The sequence below is a fragment of the Streptomyces sp. NPDC126497 genome (genome assembly GCF_040302425.1).
Lineage (GTDB): Bacteria > Actinomycetota > Actinomycetes > Streptomycetales > Streptomycetaceae > Streptomyces.
Genome location: NZ_JBEORT010000001.1, coordinates 84,681 through 106,649, shown reverse-complemented (window position 1 = coordinate 106,649; position 21,969 = coordinate 84,681). Strand labels below are relative to the sequence as shown.

Below are 21,969 nucleotides of genomic sequence, written 5' to 3'. Positions count from 1 at the left end.
CGCCGGGAAGCCGTCCGACCGAGCCCGAGGGACCCAGGAAGATGACCATGAAGACCCGGCCCGCGCCCGACCCGGTGGCGCTCGACGAGGTGGACCTCGCCGACCCGCTGCTGCACGCCCGCCACGACCTGGGCCCGCTGTGGCGCCGGCTGCGCGCCGAGGACCCGGTGCACTGGCAGCCGGAGGGCGCGCACCGCCCGGGCTTCTGGGTGGTGAGCGGCCACGCGGACGCGACCGCCGTGCTGGGCGACAGCGGGACGTTCACCTCCGAGCGGGGCAACGTGCTCGACACGCTGCTGGCGGGAGGCGACTCCGCGGCCGGGAAGATGCTCGCCGTCACCGACGGGGGCCCGCACCGGGCGCTGCGCAGCGCGCTGCTCAGGCCGTTCTCGCCGCGGTCGCTGGAGGTGGTGGTGGACAGCGTGCGGCGCGGCACCCGCCGGCTGGTCGCGGAGGCCGTCGAGCGGGGCACGGTGGACTTCGCCGCCGACGTCGCCGCGCACATCCCGCTGGCCGCGATCTGTGACCTGCTGGGCGTGCCGGCCGCCGACCGGGGACACATCATCTCCCTGACGTCCGCGGCGCTGTCGTCCGCGGACGGCGTGCCCGACCGGGAGGCGACCTGGTCGTCGCGCAACGGTCTGCTGCTGTACTTCTCGGAGCTGGCCGCCGAGCGGCGCAGGAAGCCCTACGACGACGTGGTCGGCCTGCTGGTGAACCGGGAGATCGACGGGCGTCCGCTGACGCACGAGGAGATCGTCTTCAACTGCTACAGCATCATCATGGGCGGTCACGAGACGACCCGCTTCGCCATGGTGGGCGGGTTGCACGCCCTGATGGAGCGGCCGGACCAGTGGCGGGCGCTGAAGTCCGGCGCCGTGGACACGTCGTCGGCCGTGGAGGAGGTGCTGCGCTGGACCACCCCGGCGCTGCACAGCGGCCGTACCGCCGCGCAGGACGTGCTGCTGGGCGACCGGTTCGTCGAGGAGGGCGACATCGTCACCGTCTGGATGGCCTCGGCCAACCGGGACGAGCGGGTCTTCGACCGGCCGGACGTCCTCGACCTGTCCCGGTCCCCCAACAAGCACCTGTCCTTCGCGTACGGGCCGCACTTCTGCCTGGGCGCGTTCCTCGCCCGCGCGGAACTGTCGGCCCTGCTGGAGAGCCTGCGGGGCCTGGTGGCCGAGGCGGAGCCCGCCGGGGAACCGGAGTACGTCTACTCCAACTTCCTCAGCGGTCTGTCAGCCCTGCCGGTCACCCTCCGTCCCGAGACCCTGTAGGCCGAGACGGCGCAGTTCCCCGGCCACGGCCGTCAGCGTCGCCTCCGGATGCGTCCGCGGGTAGGAGTGCCCGCCGGGCACCAGGCGCGTCCGGGGCGGCGGCGCGCCGTACCCGGCCCACGGTTCGACCGCGGCGGGGGCGGCGACGCCGTCGTCGGCGCCGGCCAGGACGGCGAGCGGGCAGCGCACCGGGACCGGCCCGGGCAGGAGGTAGCGTTCGGCGATCCCCAGGTCGGCCCGCACCGCACGCAGCAGGTCGCTCAGGAATCCGGGGTGCTCCAGCAGTTCTCCGGGCAGTCCGCCGTGCCGGTGCAGCCAGGCGGCCAGCGTCCGGTCGTCGCTTCCGGCGAGGCGTTCCCGGCCGAGTGGTACGTGCGGGGCGCGGTGGGCCGACACCACCAGCGCGGCGGGGGCCGGCAGGCCGCCCCGCCGCTCGATGCGCCGGGTCAGCTCGTAGGCGACGACGGCACCGAAACTGTGGCCGAACAGCACGTACGGCAGGTCGAGTTCGTCGCTCACCGCCTCCAGGAGTGCGTCGACCAGCGGCTCCAGGGTGTACGGCACCGGTTCGTCGATGCGTGAGCCGCGGCCCGGCAGCTCCACCGGGGCGAGTTCGACGCCCCGCGGCAGGTGGGGACGCCAGGGGCTGAAGAAGGCCGCGCCGCCTCCGGCGGGCGGCAGGCAGAACAGCCGGAGGCGGGGCCGCCCGGCGGCGTGCCGCCCGGCGATCCACGGCGTTGCCGGCGCCACGGGGTCAAGGGTGCTCATACGCACCAGCCTTACCGTCGCCGGCGCGGTCCGGCCAGGCAGTACGGCGGCAGTTTGCGCGGTAGCGGCACCGGTCGCCGCCAAGGGAGTTGCCGAGAGCCTGCCGGGGCCGTTACCTGGGGCGGGGCGCCGGCCCGCCCTAGCGTCGGCGCCATGACTCACACCCCTGCCGCGAGCACCACCGAGGCCGTGGCCCCCGTGGTGTCCGGGATGGTCCGGCTGATCGCCCCGCGCAAGCTCCCCGAGGTCACCGCGGAACACCACCTGATCGGCGACCTGGGCTTCCACTCGCTGGTCCTCGCCGAACTCGGCTACAACCTGGAGGACCTGTACGGCCTGCGGTCGCTGACCCCCGAGGAGGCGATGAGACTGGAGCGGGTCGGCGACGTCGTCGACTTCGTCGTGTCCGAGGTGGCGGCGGGCCGCGCCGCGCTGCCCACCGACGACGAGGTCGAACTGCTCCTCGCCCGTTACGACATCGACGGCACCACGGCATGACCGGTCAGGACCTCGACCGGCCGTCCCACGCGCTCGCCGCGGACCTGGACCGGGTCCTGGGCGATCCCGGCGCGGGGAGCGGCCCGTTCAGCTTCGCGCAGATCGTGGCGCACGAGGAGCGCGACGCGCTGCCGCCGGGAGCCGTGGACCTCCTGCGCTCCTGGGGCTTCGCCCGGTACCTGGTGCCGGAGGCGTTCGGCGGCGGGCTGCGCAACCTGGAACAGCTCTTCCTGCTGACCCGTGTCCTGGCCCGGCGCAACCTCACCCTCTCGGTGATGTTCGGCTCGGCGCTGCTCGGCGTCAACCCGGTGTGGCTGTGGGGCGACGAGGAGCAGCGGAAGCGGGTCGCGCAGGGCCTGCTCGACGGGGACCTGGCGTGCTTCGCGGTCTCCGAACCCGACCACGGCAGCGATCTGGGCACCAACGGGACGGTCGCGGTGCCGGACGGTGACGGCTACCTCCTCACGGGGGAGAAATGGCCGGTGGGCAACGCCACCCGGGGCCGCTTCGTCACCGTGTACGCGAACGTCGAGGGCATCGGCCCGTCCCTGTTGCTGCTGGACAAGTCGCAGCTCGAGGAAGGAAGTTGGAACAACCGTCCCTTCGTCCGCACGGTCGGGCTGCGGGGCCACGACCTCAGCGGCATCTCCTTCCACGACACACCGGTTCCGGGCGGCTGTCTGCTCGGCCGTCCGGGCGGCGGCCTGGCCGGGATCCTCCAGGTGCTCCAGATCACGCGGACGGCGATCGGCGCGCTGTCGGTGGGCACGATGGACTCGGTCCTGCGGATCACGCTGCGCTACGCCCGCGAGCGGCAGCTCTACGGCCGGGAGATCTACCGGCTCCCCGTGATCCGCCGGCACCTGGTCCGCGCCCACCTGGACCTGCTGATCGCCGAGTGCACGGTACTGCCGGTGACGCGCTCGCTGTCGGTGGCGCCCTCCCGGCTGAGCCTGTGGTCGTCGGTGGTGAAGTACCTGGTGCCGACCCTCGCCGAGGAGGTCGTGGCGGAGGCCGGGCGGGTGCTGGGCGCGCGGAGCTATCTGCGCGAGGAGGTCGCCTCGGGCGTCTTCCAGAAGCTCCAGCGCGACCACGCCATCGCGAGCATCTTCGAGGGCACCACGCACGTCAACCTGCACGGCATCGCCTCGCAGCTGCCCACGGTGGCGCGGATCGCCGACCGCCCGGCACGCGAGGGGAACACCGTGCTGCGGGACCTGTTCGACGATGCCCGGGAGGCTCCCGTCTGGCAGCCCTCGGGACGCGCGCTGCGACTGACCAACGCCGCCGAGGACGAGATCACGCGCGGCTGGGAACCGGCCGTGGCGCGGGCGCGGCTGATCGCCGAGCGGGAGCTGCCGCCGGCCGAGGCCGGCGCCCTCACCAAGGTGCTGGACCGCCTCTCCCTGCTGCGGGGCGGGTTCTACGCCCGGATCGCCGCGGGCACCCTGGACGCGACCACGGCCGAGGCGCAGGACGCCGCCGCCGAGCACTGCCTGTACCACGCGGCGGCCTCCTGCCTGTACACCTGGCTGTACTCCTTCGAGCAGGAGCGCACCACGCCGGCCGGCACCGCCTGGCTGGTGCTGGTGCTCCGGCGGTTGCTGTCCCGTCTGGGGCACGCCACGGAGCCGGACGGGGAACTGCTGGCGCCGGTGGAGGAGCTGATGCTCGCGTGCCTGGACGGTCCCGAGCACTTCTCGCTCCGGGCGCTGCGGGCGGCCTGCCGTCCGGCATGACCCGGAGCGCCCGGGCGGAGCCGGCCGCCCGGGGGCGGGACCGGCGCCGCGAAGCGCCCCCGGACCCCCCGGGGGGCGCTTCGCGGACGGGACGTCAGGCGGCGGAGTGCGCCGCGCCGGCCGCGGACACGGCACGGGCGCGGTACTCGTCCACGTCCTGTCCGCACGGGGCGACGGGCTGCTGCCGCGCGCGTGCCACGACGTGCCGGACGAGGGCGTGGACCCGGTACCGGTACTGCCCCTGACGCAACGTCTGGACCAGTGAGGCGTCGACGAGTTCGGCCAGGCGGTGGGAGAGCTGGGGCGCCGATCCGGTGGGTCCCTGGTGACCGGCGAGGACGTCGTCCAGCGCGAACGGGTCGGGCAGCGCGACCAGGTCGTGCAGCAGGTCCCGGTGCGGCGCGGGCAGCAGGTCGTAACTCCAGCGAACGCTGTCGGAGAGGGTGCGGTGGGCGCTCAGCGCGCCCGCGTCGACCTGGTCGAGCAACGAGAACAAGGTCTCCTCCCGCAACAGCGAGCTGAGCGGCAGGGACCGCAGCCGCTGCGCGGCGATCTCGATGGCCAGCGGCATCCCGTCCAGCAGCCGGCACAACGTGGTGACCTGCGGCATGTGCGGGGCCAGGTCCAGCGTCGGCAGGCCGGCCCGGACACGGCGCAGCAGCAGTTCCACCGCACTCGGCACTCCCGTGTCGCGGTCCTCGGGGCCGTCCACACGCAGCGGTTCGACCTCCCAGCCCTCGGCCGCCCCGGCGGCCAGGGTCCGGCGCGAGGTGACGAGCAGGTGCAGTCCGGGGTGTTCGTCGAGGAGCCGGCGGGCGAGGCGGACGGTCTGCCGGACGACGCGTTCGGCGCCGTCCAGGACGAGCAGCCGCCGCCCGGTGTCGCCCAGGTCCCCGGTCAGGCCTTCGGTGAGACGGTCCAGTTCGGCGCGGCTGCGGACCGGCTCGAGGTGTTCCGGCGTGCAGTCGCGCAGTTCGACGACCGCGACGCCGTCGGGGAAGAGCGGGCGCAGCCGGTACGCCGCCGCGAGCGCGAGCCGGGTCTTGCCCACGCCGCCGGGCCCGGTGAGGACCACCAGCCGGCTGCGCTGCGCGGAGGCCAGGATGTGCCGCATGTCGGTCTCACGGCCCACCAGCGGGTCACCGAGGGGCCGGGGCCCGCGCCACGGCACGGGTCGCGCCCGGTCCTGCTCGGAGCGGGTCCGCTGCGCGGGCACGAGGGGTCCGTCCCCCGGATACCAGGCGTTCGGGCCGACGGGCGCGGCGGAAGCGCTGCCGAGGGCGTTGAGCAGCAGTTCGACGGAGCTCCGGCGGGGGTTGGTGTTGGATCCGGTCTCCAGGTTCCGGATCGTGCGCACACTGACACCGGAACGCTCCGCGAGCTCCTCCTGCGTCCAGCCGGAAACCCGTCGCTGGTTCACCAGGAATTCACGTAGCTGATGTACATCCATTCTGCCGAAGGAGAAAAATTCGGCGTGAATCACCATTGACAGAATCCCCCTTGGAAATCAGACTGGCGCGACCCCCGCGTCCATCCCCATGGACATCTCGCACAGCGGTAGGCCGCACCTCTTTCTCGGCCGGTGGGCCGATCCGGAGCGATTGACCGGATTCCCACAAAGTTAACTGCGTCACATTCCCGTTTTGGCCAAGACTGGACCCTACTCGACCAAAAGAACAAGCGGGAGTTCCCCTCTCGGCAGGAAAGCGTCACATGGCCGCTTGTTGCCACCCGCTGCCGGGCGGAAAACCCGCCGACAGCGGTCCGGACCACTCCGCGGCGGTCAGGCAGACGACTGCCACCAGGTAACCGGAACGCACCGTCCACCGTCCCTCGAACCGGTGCCGCCGCCCGGGCACCGCACCCCGGAACGAGCCGTCGCCGGCCGGCAGCACCGCGAAGTCGCGGATGCCGTGACGGCGCCCGAGCCACGGGGAGAACGCCTTGTAGGACGCCTCCTTGGCGCAGAACGCCAGCCGGTCCGCCGGTATCCCGAGGGCCGCGCCCAGCGCGTGCGCCGACCGCCGTTCGGCGTCCGGCAGGAGTCGCGCGGCGACGACGGCGGGCAGCGGTTCGGCCGGTTCGGCGTCGATCCCGAGGGCGGCGTACTCCCCGGCCGGGGCCACGACGGCCGCCCGGTAGCCGGGGCAGTGGGTCATGCTGCCGACCGCCCCCCGGGGCCACCGCGGGGCACCCGACACATCCGGAACAAGTGGTCCCGGCGGAATGCCCAGCCGGGCCAGCGCCCTGCGCGCACAGCCCCGCACCGTGGTGAACTCACGCCGCCGCTCCTCCGACAGGTGCCGCACCACGGCCCGCTCGGAGGGGAACAGGCGGTACGCCGCCGCTTCGGGTCCCGCGTCGCCGTACGCCTCGCACAGCTCGACGCCCTCGGGAACCAAGTGATCGAGCACCACGCCCCCGTAGAAAAGATCACCGGTTGATACGGTCGGCGCCGAAGATACTCCCCCACCTGTGCGATCTGTGCGCAGGGATGGTCGGCGGCCCGAGGAGTGACGGATGACGGGGACACGGGGATGTGACTCCATGCTGCAGAGGTTAGGACTCGATCGACTCACCCGTGTGGTGTACACGCAGCTCATCACGGGACGGCACCGGGAAGCGGACGAACTCGCCGCCCACCTGGGCGTTCCGGCCGATGACGTACGCACGGCACTGGAACGACTGGCGCAGCTGGACCTGCTGCGGCCGTCCGGGGAGGACCTCGGCGAGCTGGTGGATCCCCGCCTCGCCCTCCGGGCCCTGCTGCTGCGGCAGATGTCCGGGATCGAGGACCGGCTGCGGGAGTTCGAGGAGGACCGGGCCGCCGCCACGGCCCTCATCGACCGGTACGTCGAAGCACGGCCGGGCGGCCGGGAGCCCGGTTTCGAGTACGTCAACGGCCAGGTGGCCGTCATCGACCGGCTGCACGAGCTGTCCCGCGCGGCGGACACCGAGTGGCTGGCCCTCCTGCCGGACGGACCGTCCTCGACGAGCTGGCTGGAACCCGCGCGGGAGCTGCACCGGAAGGTCCTGGCCCGCGGCGTGGCGAACCGTGCGGTCACCACGGACAGCGTCCGCGGTGACACCCGGGTCGCCCTGCGCACCGCGTGGGAGGCCGAGCCGGACTGCCGGGTGCGCACCGTTCCGTCGCTGCCCGTGCACCTGCTCCTCGTCGACCGCTCCCTGGCGCTGCTGCCCACCGATCCGCGCGCCCCGTGGCACGGGGTCGTGCAGATCACCGTGCCGGGCGTCGTCGAGGCGCTGAACTCCCTGTTCGAGCGGTTCTGGGAGAACGCGGTACCGCTCGGCTCCAGCGGACCGGGCCCCGACGAGCACGAGCTCAGCCCGCGCGAGAGGGAACTGCTGCGCCTGATGGCGCGCGGCCTCAACGACGAGGCGATCCGCCGGCGCCTCGGCGTCTCGCTGCGCACCGTGCGCAGGATCGTCGCCGACCTGTGCGCACGGCTGGGGGCGGCCAGCAGGTTCGAGGCGGGGTACCAGGCGGCCAGACGCGGCTGGATCTGACGGCTGCCGGAGGCGGCACCGGCGGCAACATTTCCTCCCCCGGAGTTGCCGGTGCGCTGCCTGGCCCGTCCGGTGGCGCTTCGACCAGCATGCTGGTCGGGATCCGCGGCACCGGCCCGGACCAGCGAACGCGCGAACGGACGGGGAGCGGACGACGATGGTGCGGTCACGCCCCGAGGACACCGAACGGACCGAGGACACCGAACGGGACGGCGGGGACACCGGACGGAGCGGGAAGCCGCCGTCGTTGTGGCGCGACCGCGACTACGTCGTCTGGTGGTCCGGCGAGGGCCTGTCGGCGCTCGGCAACAGCGTCTCGACGCTCGCCTTCCCCCTGCTCATGCTGCACGTGACCGGGTCGGCGGCGCAGGCGGGCACCATCACGATGCTGCACATGCTGGGCCGGCTCGGCACGCTGGTGCTCGGCGGCGCCCTGTCGGACCGGATGTCGCGGCGCCTCCTCCTGGGCCTGGCCGCGCTGGTCGAGGCGCTGTCGATGGGAGCCGTCGCCTGGCTGGTGTACCGGGGCGACCCCTCGGTCCCGGTTCTCGACGTGCTGGCGTTGGCCAGCGGACTCGCGGCCGGACTGAGGTCCGGCGTGACCTCCCCGGTGCTGCGCCGGATCGTACCGAAGGAGCGGATCGCCGACGCCACGGCGCAGGGCATGGGCCGCGACATGCTGGCCCAGCTCCTCGGCGCCCCGCTGGGCGGCCTGCTGTACGCGGCGGCGCGCTGGGTGCCGTTCCTGTTCGACGCCGTGTCCTTCCTGTTCATCACCCTCAGCTCGTTCCTCATCCGCCGGCCGCTGGGCCCGGACCGACGGGACGACGGGGAGCGCCGGCCGGGTCTGGCCGCGGACGTCAAGGACGGGCTGCGCATGATCCGGCGCAGCGACTACCTGGTGTTCACGCTCGCCTGGGGCGCCGTGCTCAACGCGGTGGCGCAGGGCTTCACCCTGCTCTTCGTGGTCATGGTGCAGCACCGGGGCGGCGGACCGGCCACCATCGGCGCGGTGACCTCCCTGGCGGTCGCCGGCGGCGTGATCGGGGCCGTGCTGGGTCCGTGGCTGATGCGGCGTGTCGGCGCCCGTCGCGTACTGCTGCTGTCCGCCTGGCTGTTCACGGCCTCCTTCGCCGCGGTCGCCGTCGCGCCCCGGCCCTGGCAGATCGGCATGGTGATGATGATCGGCATGACGAGCATGATCCCGATGAACGTCGTCACCGAGTCCTACGAGGTCCGGCTGGTCCCGGACGCGTATCTGGGACGGGTCGCCGCCACCGGGCAGTTCGGCTTCCAGGCCGTGCAGTGGACCGGACCGCTGGTGGCCGGCGTACTCGCCGACTCGCTGGGCGTGGAGTCGGCCGTGCTGGTGCTGGCCGCCGCCATGGCCCTCCTGGCGCTCACCCTGCACCTGGGCCGGCGCCGCCTCGCCCTCCTGGACGTTCCGCTGGAGGAGGTCCGGGAGCTCCCGGCCGACGACGTCGGGCCCGGGGGGGCCGCCGCGGACGGCGTCGTCCTGATCCGATCGTCGGAGGACGGGGCGGGCTGATCCACCCCGGCCGACTGGGAAGGAAGTACACATGGGCACGTCAGCGGAGTTGGGCATCGTCGCCATGGGCATGGCCTTCGGCGAGCGACGCGACGTGTCGGCGACGGCGGCCGACTACGTTCCCGATCCCGAGGCGGTCACGGCCCTCGGCTACCGCACCTACCACCGCGCCGCGCCCGGCGTCACCGCCGTCGACCTGGCCGCCGAGGCCGCGCGGGAGGCCCTGGAGAACGCCGACGTCACCGCCGCCGACCTCGACCTGATCGTCGTCGGCAACTCCGACGTGCCGGACTACCTGGGCTGGGACCCCTCGGCGGCCGTGGCCCGGTCCCTGGGCGCGCACGGCACGCCCACCACGCTGTTCACGCAGGCGTGCGCGGCGTGGTCGCCCGCACTGGACCACGCCGCCGGCGCGATGGCCCTCTCCGCCGCCGAGACCGCGCTGGTGGTCCTGGTCAACGTGATGAGCGAGGCGCACGGCAACCGGATGGACTTCAACGGCTGCGTCGCCAGCGACGGAGCCGTCGCCGCCGTCGTCCGCCGCGGGCATCCGCGGCTGCGCCGGCTGTCCTCGGCACAGTTCACCCGTCCCGAGTACGCGGACCTGTTCCGCATCGAGTACGGCGGGGCGGCCGTGCCGCTGCCGCCGCCGGGGAGCGGGCTGAAGGACGTCAGCCCGATGGCCTCCGTCTACCGGCATTTCGACCGGGACCCGGAGCGCTTCCAGGCGTTCCTGAAGGAGACCACGGCGCGGCTCGCGGACGTCGTCGACGAGGCCCTGGCACGCGCGGGACGGAACCGGTCCGAACTGGCCCGGCTGATCCACCTCAACGACAACCAGCAGGCGTTCCGGGCGGTGGCCGACACCGTCGGCATCCCCCTCGCCCGCACCAACGCCGAACTGGCCCGCTCCCTGGGCCACATGGGCTGCGCCGACCAACTGGTCTGCCTGTGGCGGCACATCGAGGCCGGCGAACTGGCCCTCGGGGACCTGGTGGCCCTCACGGGCGTCGCGTCCCCCGGGATGCACTGGTTCTGCACGCTCGTCGAAGTGTGAGACGGCGCTCCCCGCACGTCAGCACCCGCGAAAGGACGTACCGAAACATGGCCGCCGATCCCCCCTCCGCGCCGGTGACGCCTCCCGCCCCCTCCGAGGCGGACATCGCCGGCTTCGTCGTCGAGCGCTTCCTGCCCGGTCTCGACACCGCCGACCTGGACCCGGAGTACGACCTGCTCGCCACCGCGGTGATCGACAGCCTCGCGGTCCTGCACATCGCGGCCTGGCTGGCGGACGAGCACGGCGTCGACCTGCCCGACGAGGAGCTCGTCGGACGCAACTTCCGCACCGTGCGCGCCATCCGGGCCACGGCCGGGCGGGCGGCGGCCGGGAGGGAACGCTCATGAGTGCCCCTGCGCCCCTCGCCGCGGCGTTCACCGCCCGGGCCGCCGAGCGGCCGTCCGCCCCCGCACTCGTCTGGGAGGGCCGGACGACCTCGTACGGCGAGCTGCACGCCATGGCCTGCCGTGCCCGCACCCGGGTGGAGGCCGCCGCACCGCACCCCGGCCGCCCGGTGGGCCTGCGGATGCGGAAGTCGCCGGAGGCGGTGGCCCTCGTCCTGGGCTGTCTGATGGCGGGCCGCGGCTTCCTGCTGCCCTCCCACGAACTGCCCGACCTGCCGCTCGAGGAGCTGTACGGGCAGGCCGGGTGCACGGTGGTCCTCGGCCTGGCCGACGATCCTCTGGTGGACGTGGTGGTGGACCCGTCCGCCGCCGCTCCGGGCGGCGCCGGGGAACCGCGCCCGCCCGCCGAGGTCGCCGAGGACGACACCGGCTTCCTGCTGACCACGTCCGGTTCGACGGGCCTGCCGAAGATCGTGCCGCTGTCACAGGGGGCGGTGGCCCGGTTCACCGCGTGGGCGGCGGACGCCTTCCCCCTCGGGCCGGGCAGCACGGTCCTCAACTACGCGCCGCTCAACTTCGACCTGTGCCTGCTGGACGTGTGGAGCACCCTCGCGCACGGCGGGACGGTGGTGCTGGCCGACCCGGAGCGGGGCACCTCGGCGCGCTACCTGCACGGCCTGGTCGCCGACCACCGCGTGACGCTGATCCAGGGCGTTCCCCTGCTGTTCGAGCTGCTCACCCGGGCCGCCGCCGAGGCGGGCCCGCTGACCACCCCCGAGCACCTGGTCTTCGCGGGCGAGGCGATGCCGGCCCGGGTGCTGGCGGGCCTGCCTCCGGTGTTCCCGTACGCCCGCTGGTTCAACAACTACGGCTGCACCGAGACGAACAACAGCTTCCTCCACGAGGTGGACCGCAGCGGACCGGTCGCCGGTCCGCTGCCGATCGGCCGCCCGCTGCCCGGCGTGCACTGGCTGATCACCGGCGACGACGGGCGCGCCCTGACCGGCCCCGGCCGGGGGGAGCTGCTCGTCAGCACCCCGTTCCAGACGACGGGTTACGTCAATGTGCCCGACAGCCGGAAGTTCGCCCCGCACCACGACGGCGTGCCCGGGGTGGTGTACTACCGCAGCGGTGACGTCGTCCGGCGGCACGAGGACGGCTCGCTGAGCGTGCTGGGGCGGACCGACCACATGGTCAAGGTGCGCGGCACCCAGGTCAGCACCCAGCACGTCGAGAGCATCCTGCTGGAGCACCCGGCGGTCGCCGAAGCGGCCGTCGTCGCACTCCCGGACCCGGTCGCCGGCCACCGTCTGCACGCGACCGTGCGGCCGGTCGAGCCCGGCTCCGTGGGGGTCCTGGCGCTGCGTCGGTACTGTGCGGAGCGGACGGTGCGGGCGGCCGTGCCGAGCGTGTTCGAGATGGTGTCCCGGCCGTTGCCGAGGACGTCGACGGGGAAGGTCGACCGCACCCGGATCCGGGACTCGCTGAGCACGGCGTGACGCGGGCACGCGGGGGCTGTCCGGCCGTGGCCGGGCAGCCCCCGCGTGTCGTTCCCCGCGGTCAGCGGAGCGCCGTGCGGAAGGCCTTGGCCACCGAGGTGACGCCGATGGCGAGCACGATGACCGCCGCTCCGCCGTAGACCGATTCCTGGGACTCCCAGAGGGTCCTGGCGTCGGCGAGGAAGTCGGGGTTGAACAGCTCCTGCCGGTACAGCACCCAGGCCAGCGGCAGCGTGAACACCGCATGGGCGAGCGCGTACCAGCCGGCCAGCCGGACGGTCCAGCCCTGCCCGGCCACCCGTGCGGCCCCGACCACCGCGAGACCGGCCAGACCGGCCAGAACCGGCCACAGCCAGCCCGACCACAGGTCCGGGTCCAGTACCTCCAGGTGCCGCCCGTCGTCCGCCCGGTAGGGCTCGGCGGTGTGCTGCCAGACGATCAGCGCGAACAGCAGCACGTCCCACGCCACGGCGGCCGACGCCGCGACACCGCCCCGGTCGCGCCGCGGGACGTCGGGCAGTTCGTCCGGCGTCCAGCGGTCGCCGGTGACGCCACGGCGGTACCGGATCCGCTCGGTCACGCCGAACACCACCGTGATCGCGGCGACCAGCTGGGCGCCGACTCCCATCAGCGTGCCGGCGCCGACGCGCAGGGCCGCGCCGGGACCGCCGCCGTCGGCCACCTCCAGCAGGGCGAGCCCGAGGGAGAGGGCCGGCAGCACGCCGGCCACCAGGGTGACCAGCGCGCGTACGTAGGCGGGATACAGGTCCGGACCGATCAGGACCAGCGGCCGTTCGGTGCACCGGGCCGCGTACCGCACCGGGTCCCCCAGCTCGCTGAGCACCTCCCGCTCGGCCGCCCGGTGGTCGTCGCCGCCCCGGCCGTCGATGGTGTCGGCGATGGTGGCGCGGAGCTCTCGGGCCACGTCGTCACGCTGGTCCGCCGGAAGCCGTCGGACGACCTCGTGGACGTAGCGCTCGGTGAGCACCCCCGTACTCATTCGTTCTCCTTGGTGAGTCGTGAGATCGAAGCGACGAGGTCCTGCCATTCACGCACCAGGCCCTCCCGGACCCGGGATCCGTCGGGGCTGACACGGTAGAACTTGCGCGGCCGGGACTCGTCGGTGTTCCACTCGCTCGTCAGCAACCCCTGTTTCTCCAGGCGCCGCAGCAGCGGGTACAGCGTGTTTCCGTCGACGGTGACCCCCGCGTCGCCGAGCGTCTCCAGGAGCGCATAGCCGTACTGCGGTTTCCGGAGCAGCGCCAGACAGGCGAGCACCACCGTCCCGCGGCGCAGTTCCTGCGCCTGGCTCAGGGTCAGTTCTTCTACGGACACGACCCACACGATAGTGTGCGTCGCACACTAATGTCACCCCCCCTGACACGGTGGATGCTCCGCCCCCTCGGGACGCCCCGGACGCCGCGCGGCAGGGGGACCGCACGGATCCGGCGCACGTCCCACCGTCCGCGCGCCCCCGGTGTCCGCTTGTCACCGGACCGGAACGGGCACTACTGTCACCACGCCTTGGTGACGGGAAATCGGTGCGATACCGGTGCGGCCCTCGCCACTGTGATCGGGAAGTCCGGCTCCGGTCCTCACGGACAGCCACTGGGTTCTTCGGAACCCGGGAAGGCGGAGCACGGGCGGTGGTACCCGTCAGCCAGGAGACCGGCCAAGGCGCGTCAACCATCCACGAGGTGCTGGAGAGGGTCTGCTGAGCCATGCACATTGCCGAGGGTTTCCTGCCTCCGGCGCACGCGGTCGCCTGGGGCGTCGCGTCGGCGCCCTTCGTCGTCCACGGAGCCCGGTCGCTCATCCGTGACGTCAGGGAGCATCCCGAGAGCACCCTTCTCCTCGGTGCCTCGGGAGCGTTCACGTTCGTGCTGTCCGCGCTGAAACTGCCGTCGGTCACCGGGAGTTGCTCCCACCCCACCGGCACGGGCCTGGGCGCGATCCTGTTCCGGCCGCCGGTCATGGCGGTGCTGGGCACCATCACCCTGCTGTTCCAGGCGCTGTTGCTCGCCCACGGCGGGCTGACCACCCTGGGCGCCAACGTCTTCTCGATGGCGGTCGTCGGCCCCTGGGCCGGGTACGGCGTCTACCGGCTGCTGCGCCGGTACGACGTGCCGCTGATGGTGGCGGTGTTCTCCGGCGCGTTCGCCGCCGACCTGTCGACGTACTGCGTGACGAGCGTGCAGCTGGCGCTCGCCTTCCCCGACCCGGGCAGCGGATTCCCGGGCGCGCTGGGCAAGTTCGGCTCCATCTTCGCCGTGACGCAGATCCCGCTCGCGGTGAGCGAGGGGCTGCTGACGGTGCTGGTGATGCGCATGCTGACGCAGTCGAGCAAGGGGGAGCTGACGCGGCTCGGGGTGCTGGTGACGTCGGGGGCCGGGCGGAAGACGGCGAAGTCGTCCGACTCGGCGGGGACGGTGGCCCGATGAGCCGCAACGCGAAGATCAACACGCTGCTGCTGGTGCTGGTGGCCGCGCTCGCCGTGATCCCGCTGGCGTTCGGGCTCGGGGACCACAAGGAGGAGCCGTTCACCGGCGCGGACGCCGAGGCGGAGACCGCGATCACCGAGATCGACCCGGACTACGAGCCCTGGTTCTCACCCCTGTACGAACCGCCGTCCGGCGAGATCGAGTCGGCGCTGTTCGCCCTCCAGGCGGCGCTCGGCGCGGGCGTCCTCGCGTACTACTTCGGGGTGCGGCGCGGGCGGCGGCAGGGCGAGGCACGGGCGCTGGAGCGGCTGCGGGCCGAGGCCGGCGCGGACCCGGACGCCGCTCCCGGACGACGGGCCTGACGGCGCGTGCTGCCGATCGACGCGGCGGCGCACAGCAGCCGCTGGCGCCGCCGTCATCCCGTGGACAAGGCCGTGCTGGGGCTCGGCCTCACCGTGCTGGCGATCTCGCTGCCACCGTGGCCGGGCGCGGCCCTGGTGCTGGTGACGGCGCTCGTGGTGCTGCTCGGCCCGGCCGGGGTGCCCGCCCGGCGGCTGTGGCGGGCGTACCGGGTGCCGCTGGGCTTCTGCGTCACCGGGGCGCTGACGCTGCTGGTGCGGGTGGGCGGGCCGGGCGGATTCGTGTCCTGGGCCGGGGACGGGCCGCTGCGCGCCGGGGAGGTGCTGCTGCGCACCTCCGCGGCCTCGCTGGGCGTGCTGCTGTTCGCCTTCACCACACCGATGTCCGACCTGCTGCCGCGCCTGGTGCGGGCCGGGGTGCCGGCCCCGCTCGTGGACGTGGCGCTGGTGACGTACCGGATGAGCTTCCTGCTGCTGGACTCGGTGCGCCGCGTCCGGGACGCGCAGGCGGCCCGGCTCGGGCACACCACCCGGGCGGCGGCCTGGCGTTCGCTGGGCGGGCTCGGCGCGACCGCGTTCGTCCGGTCCTTCGACCGGGCGGCGCGGCTGCAGACCGGGCTCGCCGGGCGCGGCTACGACGGCACCCTGCGCGTGCTGGTGCCCGAGGCCCGGGTCTCCGTCCGGTTCACGGCGCTGAGCGTGGCGCTCCTGGCGGCGCTGGCCGCCCTCACCCTCGTCCTGGAAGGTCCCCTGTCGTGAGCGAGTCCGCCCTGGTGGCCCTGCGGGGCGCGTCGTTCGCGTACGAGGACGGCCCGCCCGTGCTCGACGGCCTGGACTTCGAGGTGCGCGAGGGGCGCGCGCTGGCCCTGCTGGGACGCAACGGCAGCGGCAAGACGACGCTGATGCGGCTGCTGAGCGGTGGACTGCGTCCGGCGGGCGGCGAGCTGACCGTCGGGGGGCGGCCGGTCCGCTACGACCGCAAGGGCCTGACGGCGCTGCGCACCACCGTGCAGCTGGTGGTGCAGGACCCCGACGACCAGTTGTTCGCGGCGTCCGTCGGGCAGGACGTCTCCTTCGGCCCGCTGAACCTCGGCCTGTCCGACGCGGAGGTGCGCGCCCGGGTGGCGGAGGCGCTGGCCGCGCTGGACATCACCGCCCTCGCCGACCGTCCCACGCACCTGCTGTCCTACGGGCAGCGCAAGCGGACGGCCATCGCGGGCGCGGTCGCCATGCGGCCGCGCGTCCTGATCCTCGACGAGCCGACGGCGGGACTCGACCCCGACGGCCAGGAACGCCTGCTCGCCGCCCTCGACCGGCTGCGCGCCGGCGGCACCACGGTCGTCATGGCCACCCACGACGTGGACCTGGCCCTGCGCTGGGCCGACGACGCGGCCCTGCTCACCCCGGCGGGGGTGAGCACCGGCCCCGTCGCCGAACTGCTGGCCCGTACCGACCTCCTGCGGGCCGCCGGGCTGCGGCTGCCGTGGGGCGTGGCGGTCGCCCGGCTGCTGCGGGCACAGGGACTGGCGGCCGGCCCGGACTCCGGCCCCCGCTCCCCGGAGGAACTGGCGGCCCTGGTGGCCGCGACCACCACGGACGCCGACGTCCCGTGAGGGAGCGGGACGGTACCGGTCAGGTCGCGCGGCCGGTCCGCACCGGCGTGGACACATGGGCGCACAGGCCCGTCACCCGCGCGAGGAACACCAGCACGGCCGGGCGGCCGCCGTCGAGGTGCGCACGAGCGGCCCTGCTCACTCCCGGCCCGCCCGTCGGCCGTCGCTCCGGCGCCCTTCGTACGGCGCGCCGCCCGGCGGCGGTGGGGATGCCGAGCCGGACGCCGTGCGCGTCCTCGGGGAGCGGTGCCGGGCGGGGCGTCACCGGTCGCTCTCGGGGGCCGGGTGGGCGAGCAGCCGGCGCGGGTCGGCGGCGCGGGTGATGGCCGACTCGACGGCGGCGATGCGGTCGCCGAGGAGGGCGAGGGCGGCGACCGCCCGGGCCAGGGCGTCCTCGTCGGGGCCGCCCAGGGCCAGGGTGCGGACGTGGGCCGCCTTCAGCTCGGTCCAGCGGGCCGCCCGGTCGGGGGTGAGGGTGCCGCGCAGTTCGGCGAGTTTGAGCAGGTTCGCCTCGGCGCCGGTGGTGAGGGTCTGGGCCTCGGCCGTGTAGTGGTCGTCGACGACGGCGGCCAGTTCGGCGTCGTTCATGACGGGCTGGATCCGCTGGGCGATCTTGTTCATGTTGCGGTAGGAGCCCTGGAGCCGGAACGGCGGCTCGGTGCGGGCGTGGTCGGACCGGGCGGCGGAGGCGATGTAGGCGGCGTTGACGGCGAGGACCGTGCGGCGGGCGGTGAGCAGGTGGCGCAGCACCGCCAGGACGCGGTCCAGTTCGGTGGGCGCGTAGGGGTGGACGAGGCGGTCGGGGCGGGCGGTGGGGTCGTTCCCGGCGAGGCGGACCAGCAGGTCCAGGTCGGCGCGGTCGCGGCCGGCGAGCGGGGCGAGCACCGGGTTGGCGGTGAGGGCGTTCTCCACGAAGCTGAGCGCGAAGACGTCCTCCTTGCCGGTGAGGACGTCGCCGAGGTTCCACACGTCGGCGCGGTTGGCCAGCATGTCGGGGACCCGGAAGGCCTCGCCGGACTCGGTGTAGGGGTTGCCGGCCATGCAGACGGCGAACCGCTTGCCGCGCAGGTCGTAGGTGCGCGGCTCGCCCTCCCACACGCCCTCCATCCGGCGCGTGGCGTCGCACAGCGGGATGAACCTCTGCAGCAGTCCGGGCGAGGTGTGCTGGATGTCGTCGAGGTACAGGAGGGTGTTGTTGCCGGCCGCGAGCGCGAAGTTGATCTTCTCGATCTCCTGGCGGGCGGTGGCGTCCGGCGCCTCGGCCGGGTCGAGCGAGGTGACCGCGTGGCCGAGCGCGGGACCGCTGATCCTCACCAGGACCAGGCCGAGGCGGTCGGCGACGTACTCCATGAGGGTCGTCTTGCCGTAGCCGGGCGGGGAGACGAGCAGCAGCAGGCCGCCGGTGCCGGTGCGGCCGGACTCCCCCGTGGTGCCGAGCTGCTTGGCGAGGCTGTCGCCGACCAGCGGGAGGTAGACCTCGTCGACCAGCCGGTTGCGGACGAACGACGACATCACCCGCGGCCGGTGGTCGTCCAGCCGCAGCCGGGTGCGCTCGGCGGTCACCAGGGCGGTGCGGCGGCGCTGGAAGGCGCGGAAGGCGGGCACGTCGCGCTCCCTGAACTCCTCGGTGCGGGCGAGGAACTCGTCCAGGCGGAGGGTGAGGCGGCGGCCGGTGATCCGGGGGTGGGTGCCGAGCAGGCCGTCCACGGTGACGGTCAGGGGCGCGTCCGACGTGTGGCGGGGCGTGTCCGGGCAGAGTTCGGCGGCCACGGCCTCCGCGAGGTCGCCGGCGGCCGGCTCCCGGCCGGTGGCCGCGGCGTACGCGGTCAGCCAGGCCTCGGCCAGCTGGCGGCGGGCCGGGAGGCCGGCGAGGGCGGCGAGGTCGTCGGCGTAGGCCTCGCCGGCGACCTCGCGGCGGAAGGCGTCGAGGAGCGCGCGGGTGCGGGCGCCGATGACGAAGCCCTCGGGGCCGGTGGTCAGTTCGTCGAGGAGGTACGCGGCGCAGGCCTCCGGGCGGACGGGGGCGGCGGCGTCCCAGTCGCGTACGGCCCCGGCGAGTTCCGCGCGCAGCGCGTCGAGGGCGGGCGGGGGCCCGAAGGCGTCGCGGACCCGGGCCAGGGAGCGGGCGCGGCGGGTGAGGTCCGCGCGCTCCTGGGCCGTGGTGCCGTGCGCCCAGTACAGCAGGGCGTGGGCGCGGGCGGCGGGCTCGTGGCGCAGCGGGCCCGCGCCGGCGTACAGGGGCAGGAGGGCGGCGAGGAGCGCGGTGGCGTCGTGGTCGTGGACGCCCCGCTCGTACCCCTCGTCGTACGCCTCCTCGGCGGCCCGGCGGACCAGGGCGGCGAGGTCGTCGGCGCCGGCCAGGGCGGCGGGGCCGTGCTCGTGCAGCAGCCGGGCGGCGAGGTGTTCGGCGCGGTAGACCCCGGGCGACTCGGACGGCAGGTGCCGGTCCCACAGGGGGCGGTCGGCGAGGAGCGCGGGGTCGGTGACGGGGGCGCGGTAGTCGGTGCCGGTGAGGGCGAGCGCGAGGCCGTCGCCGTGCGGGACGACGGTGAGGTCGAGGGGCTGGGTGGAGACGGCGAACCGGTGCCGGCCCAGGCGGACGGCGCGTCCGCCGTCCGCGTAGAGGTCGGCGCGGTCGCGCAGGGCGCGGTCGGCCTCCTGCCGGGCGGAGCGCAGCCGGCCGTCGAGCTCCTCGGCCCGGACCCGGTCGCCGAGTGCGCGCAGCTCCTCGGCGGTGCGGCGGACCTTGGCGACGAGCGGGTCGGAGGCGAAGTAGGTGCTGACCGCGTCCGCGTCGGGGAGCGCGGCACAGCGCCGGGCGACCGTCTCCAGGACGCGGCCGGCGGCGGCGGCGAGCTGTTCGGCGCGGCGGGCGCGGGCGTCGGAGAGGCCCTGCTTGCGGGCGGAGAACGCCTCGTAGATCTCGGTGCGCCGGTCGGCGAGCTCGCCGAGGACGTCGTCGAACTCGGCGAACCGGGACTCCAGGGACTCCAGTTGCGCCAGCACCCGGGTCAGCTGCTCGTCGCAGGTCTCCGGGGTGTCCGCCGCTGCGAGGGCGCCGGTGACCGTCTGCCCGAGCAGGGCGAGTTCGGCGGCGAGACCGGCGCGCGCCTCGCGGTCGAGGAGGGACCGGCGGCGGGCCTCGAGGGTGGCGCGGGCGCGGTTGACGCCGCCCGTCGCCCCGGCGATCCGCTCCAGGACGGCCGTGCGGACGGTGGCGTCGGCGATGTCGAGCCCGGCGACCACCTCGGTCACCGTGCCCAGCCCGTCGGCCAGCTCGTCCAGGCGGCCGGCGACCGGGGCGGCCTCGGCGGCGGTGGTGACCGACTCGGCGTCGGCGACCAGCCGTTCGACGTCCGCGTGGTGGGCGGCGAAGGCGTCCTCGCGGGCCAGGAAGGCGATCGCGCGCTGCCCGAAGGAGGCGAGGTCGGCCCCGGCGCCCTCGGCCAGTGCGTCGATGCGGGCGTGGTCCGCGTACCGCATCTCCTTCAGGGTCAGCAGATGGCCCTGGGCGTGGCGGAGTTCGGTCAGTCCGGCGACCCAGGCGGCGGCCTCGCGGGGCTGCTCGCCGCGCAGCCGGCGCACCACCGAGGCGATCCGGTCCGCCGCCTCGTCGAGCGCGGCGGCGGCCCGCCCGGTGAGGTCGCGCACGGTCTCGAACTCGGCCAGCACCTGGTCGGCGGTGGCCCGCATCTGCTCCAACGGCGTGCGCAGGTCGCCGAGTTCGGAGTCGCCCAGCCAGTGGTGGGCGTCCAGGGCGCGCGCGCAGGCGGCCACCAGGGCCGTGTACACCTCGGTGGTGGGGGTGGTCTCGGCGACGGAGCGGGCCAGGGACAGGCAGTCGGAGACGCCGCGCACCAGGTCGGCGTTGCCGACCCGGGCCAGCGGGCCCTCGCCGACGGGCTGTGCGGCGGCGTGGGTGTCGGAGACGTAGGGCGAGCGCCACAGCTGCACGGGGTGGACGCGGGCGGGGTCGTCGCCGTCGGGACGCAGCAGGGCGAGGAGTCCGTCGTCGAACAGCGCCCAGCCGTGGCAGGCCATCGGGGTGGCGACCGCCTCGCGGATGAGGTTGTACGACAGCAGCAGCGCGCGTCCGCGTCCGGGCGCGTGGAAGACGTACAGCACGTCCTCGCCGTAGGGGGAGCGCACCTCGCTCGCGAACTCCATGCCGGTGGTGTCGAGTTCGTACGTCTTGTGGGGGCCGGCGGCCAGGCAGTAGCCGCCGGGGAAGACGATGCCCTGGTCGTCGGGGAGGCGGCGGCAGCCCTGTCCGATGCCGTCGAGGCGGACGACGGTCCGGGTGAGGGTGTTGAAGACCAGGTGGCGGTGGTCGCTCTCCTTGTAGGGGAGGATCCGCAGCAGGATCAGCGGGCCGACGCGGGCGTGGGCGATCTCGGCGTCGGCGAGGGACTGCAGCGGCTCGTCGACCGGTTCGCTGTGGACGCCGTCGGGGGTGTCGGTGTCGTTCTCGGTCTTGACGGTGAGGGTGCCGCCGAGGGTGTCGACGAACACCTCGCCCCGGACGGAGACGTGCGGGTGGCGGCCGAGGACGTGGTCCTCGCGGGTGGCGGGCGTCCAGGTGACGCCGGCGGGCGGGGTGCGGGCGTGGTCGCGGTCGCCGCGCGCGTCCAGGAAGACCGCCGAGCGGCCGTCCTCCGGGATCGTCCAGCGCAGGACGCGGATGTCGCCGGCCTTCTCGCCGGTCTGGAAGACGGCGAGCAGCCTGCCGTCGACCCGGCGCAGCCGCAGCAGGCGCGCCTGGCGGTAGTAGCGGTGCAGGGCGGCGAACTCGCGGACGAAGCCGGGGTCGTCGAGGAGTCCGGGGACGGCGTCGTCGGGGAGGCGGTTCAGGTCGCGGTCGTGCGGGGCGAGGACGTCGCCGACCGCGGTGCCGGCCTCCGGGCGGGGCCGGGTGTCGTAGCCGAAGAGCAGCACGTCGCCGACGGCGACGATGTCGCGGGGCACGGCGGTGCGGCCGGTGCGCAGCCGCTCGGTGCCGGTGAGGCGCAGTTCGGGGGCGCCGAACTCCTCGGCCCGGCGGTGGTTCAACGCCTCGGCCCGGCCGGCGAGTTCGGCCGCCCGGTCGGCGAGGCGGTCGCGCAGCACCTGGTAGGCGCCGCCGTCGGCCGCCGTCTCGGGGCCGCCCGCTCCGGGCGTGCCGCGGTGGGCCGGGTGCACGGGTTCGTGGGTGCCGGTGGTCATGGCTGCCTCTCGGATGGTGCGGTCGGGGGGCGCCCGCCCCACGGGGGGGGGGCCCCCCCCGCCGGGGGGCAGGCCCCCCCCCGCCCCGTCAG

Annotated in this window: 19 protein-coding genes and 1 riboswitch; of the genes, 12 read left to right on the top strand and 7 right to left on the bottom strand. The window is 74.5% G+C overall.

The window, feature by feature from the left end:
* Positions 1 to 47: 47 nt before the first annotated feature.
* Positions 48 to 1,280: a cytochrome P450 gene (locus ABTY20_RS00450; RefSeq protein WP_502991717.1), complete on the top strand. Its 1,233-nt coding sequence runs from the start codon at positions 48 to 50 to the stop codon at positions 1,278 to 1,280.
* On the opposite strand, the gene ABTY20_RS00445 is transcribed toward ABTY20_RS00450, so the two are convergent.
* Complete coding sequence (locus ABTY20_RS00445; RefSeq protein ID WP_351994788.1) at positions 1,242 to 2,048, bottom strand: thioesterase II family protein; 807 nt, start codon at positions 2,046 to 2,048, stop codon at positions 1,242 to 1,244. The genes ABTY20_RS00450 and ABTY20_RS00445 overlap by 39 nt on opposite strands.
* A 153-nt stretch (positions 2,049 to 2,201) precedes the next feature.
* On the opposite strand from ABTY20_RS00445, the gene ABTY20_RS00440 reads away from it, so the two are divergent.
* The gene (locus ABTY20_RS00440; RefSeq protein ID WP_351994787.1) at positions 2,202 to 2,546 is read left to right on the top strand and encodes an acyl carrier protein; all 345 of its coding nucleotides are present in this window, start codon (positions 2,202 to 2,204) and stop codon (positions 2,544 to 2,546) included.
* The gene (locus tag ABTY20_RS00435; RefSeq protein ID WP_351994786.1) at positions 2,543 to 4,285 is read left to right on the top strand and encodes an acyl-CoA dehydrogenase family protein; all 1,743 of its coding nucleotides are present in this window, start codon (positions 2,543 to 2,545) and stop codon (positions 4,283 to 4,285) included. Before ABTY20_RS00440 ends, ABTY20_RS00435 begins: the two co-directional genes overlap by 4 nt.
* Before the next feature lie 94 nt (positions 4,286 to 4,379).
* Here the strand turns inward: ABTY20_RS00435 and ABTY20_RS00430 are convergent, their stop codons facing one another.
* Positions 4,380 to 5,735, bottom strand: coding sequence for an ATP-binding protein (locus tag ABTY20_RS00430; protein ID WP_351994785.1), 1,356 nt, complete (start codon positions 5,733 to 5,735; stop codon positions 4,380 to 4,382).
* Between the two features lie 259 nt (positions 5,736 to 5,994).
* Positions 5,995 to 6,699, bottom strand: a complete 705-nt coding sequence (locus ABTY20_RS00425; RefSeq protein WP_351994784.1) for a 4'-phosphopantetheinyl transferase family protein — start codon at positions 6,697 to 6,699, stop codon at positions 5,995 to 5,997.
* Positions 6,700 to 6,832: 133 nt separating this feature from the next.
* Between ABTY20_RS00425 and ABTY20_RS00420 the strand changes: the two genes are divergently transcribed.
* The 5 genes from ABTY20_RS00420 to ABTY20_RS00400 all read left to right on the top strand — a co-directional run bounded on the left by ABTY20_RS00420 (position 6,833) and on the right by ABTY20_RS00400 (position 12,262).
* Positions 6,833 to 7,813, top strand: coding sequence for a helix-turn-helix transcriptional regulator (locus ABTY20_RS00420; RefSeq protein WP_351994783.1), 981 nt, complete (start codon positions 6,833 to 6,835; stop codon positions 7,811 to 7,813).
* 157 nt (positions 7,814 to 7,970) lie between these two features.
* The gene (locus ABTY20_RS00415) at positions 7,971 to 9,362 is read left to right on the top strand and encodes an MFS transporter (protein ID WP_351994782.1); all 1,392 of its coding nucleotides are present in this window, start codon (positions 7,971 to 7,973) and stop codon (positions 9,360 to 9,362) included.
* Positions 9,363 to 9,393: 31 nt separating this feature from the next.
* Complete coding sequence (locus tag ABTY20_RS00410; protein ID WP_351994781.1) at positions 9,394 to 10,419, top strand: 3-oxoacyl-[acyl-carrier-protein] synthase III C-terminal domain-containing protein; 1,026 nt, start codon at positions 9,394 to 9,396, stop codon at positions 10,417 to 10,419.
* A gap of 47 nt (positions 10,420 to 10,466) precedes the next feature.
* A complete protein-coding gene (locus ABTY20_RS00405) occupies positions 10,467 to 10,766 on the top strand; it encodes a phosphopantetheine-binding protein (protein ID WP_351994780.1) in 300 nt (99 codons plus the stop codon).
* The gene (locus tag ABTY20_RS00400; RefSeq protein ID WP_351994779.1) at positions 10,763 to 12,262 is read left to right on the top strand and encodes an AMP-binding protein; all 1,500 of its coding nucleotides are present in this window, start codon (positions 10,763 to 10,765) and stop codon (positions 12,260 to 12,262) included. Before ABTY20_RS00405 ends, ABTY20_RS00400 begins: the two co-directional genes overlap by 4 nt.
* A 61-nt stretch (positions 12,263 to 12,323) precedes the next feature.
* On the opposite strand, the gene ABTY20_RS00395 is transcribed toward ABTY20_RS00400, so the two are convergent.
* Both ABTY20_RS00395 and ABTY20_RS00390 read right to left on the bottom strand, forming a co-directional pair.
* Positions 12,324 to 13,262, bottom strand: coding sequence for an HAAS signaling domain-containing protein (locus ABTY20_RS00395; RefSeq protein WP_351994778.1), 939 nt, complete (start codon positions 13,260 to 13,262; stop codon positions 12,324 to 12,326).
* Complete coding sequence (locus ABTY20_RS00390; protein WP_351994777.1) at positions 13,259 to 13,597, bottom strand: PadR family transcriptional regulator; 339 nt, start codon at positions 13,595 to 13,597, stop codon at positions 13,259 to 13,261. Before ABTY20_RS00390 ends, ABTY20_RS00395 begins: the two co-directional genes overlap by 4 nt.
* Positions 13,598 to 13,770: 173 nt before the next feature.
* A riboswitch (cobalamin riboswitch) is annotated at positions 13,771 to 13,953 on the top strand.
* 30 nt (positions 13,954 to 13,983) lie between these two features.
* Between ABTY20_RS00390 and ABTY20_RS00385 the strand changes: the two genes are divergently transcribed.
* Genes ABTY20_RS00385 through ABTY20_RS00370 form a run of 4 tightly spaced genes read left to right on the top strand, consistent with a single transcriptional unit; the run spans position 13,984 to position 16,675 of the window.
* On the top strand, positions 13,984 to 14,703 hold the full coding sequence (locus ABTY20_RS00385) for an energy-coupling factor ABC transporter permease (RefSeq protein WP_351994776.1): 720 nt from the start codon (positions 13,984 to 13,986) through the stop codon (positions 14,701 to 14,703).
* Positions 14,700 to 15,065 (top strand): energy-coupling factor ABC transporter substrate-binding protein, encoded by a 366-nt coding sequence (locus tag ABTY20_RS00380; RefSeq protein WP_351994775.1) that lies wholly within the window; start codon positions 14,700 to 14,702, stop codon positions 15,063 to 15,065. The genes ABTY20_RS00385 and ABTY20_RS00380 overlap by 4 nt, the downstream gene beginning before the upstream one ends.
* A 6-nt stretch (positions 15,066 to 15,071) precedes the next feature.
* A complete protein-coding gene (gene cbiQ / locus ABTY20_RS00375; RefSeq protein ID WP_351994774.1) occupies positions 15,072 to 15,821 on the top strand; it encodes a cobalt ECF transporter T component CbiQ in 750 nt (249 codons plus the stop codon).
* Positions 15,818 to 16,675 carry an energy-coupling factor ABC transporter ATP-binding protein gene (locus ABTY20_RS00370; RefSeq protein WP_351994773.1) on the top strand — a complete coding sequence of 286 codons (858 nt, stop codon included), beginning with the start codon at positions 15,818 to 15,820 and terminating at the stop codon, positions 16,673 to 16,675. The genes cbiQ and ABTY20_RS00370 overlap by 4 nt, the downstream gene beginning before the upstream one ends.
* 19 nt (positions 16,676 to 16,694) lie before the next feature.
* On the opposite strand, the gene ABTY20_RS00365 is transcribed toward ABTY20_RS00370, so the two are convergent.
* Positions 16,695 to 16,940 (bottom strand): hypothetical protein, encoded by a 246-nt coding sequence (locus ABTY20_RS00365; protein ID WP_351994772.1) that lies wholly within the window; start codon positions 16,938 to 16,940, stop codon positions 16,695 to 16,697.
* Complete coding sequence (locus tag ABTY20_RS00360) at positions 16,937 to 21,877, bottom strand: DNA repair ATPase (protein WP_351994771.1); 4,941 nt, start codon at positions 21,875 to 21,877, stop codon at positions 16,937 to 16,939. Before ABTY20_RS00360 ends, ABTY20_RS00365 begins: the two co-directional genes overlap by 4 nt.
* Positions 21,878 to 21,969: the final 92 nt, after the last annotated feature.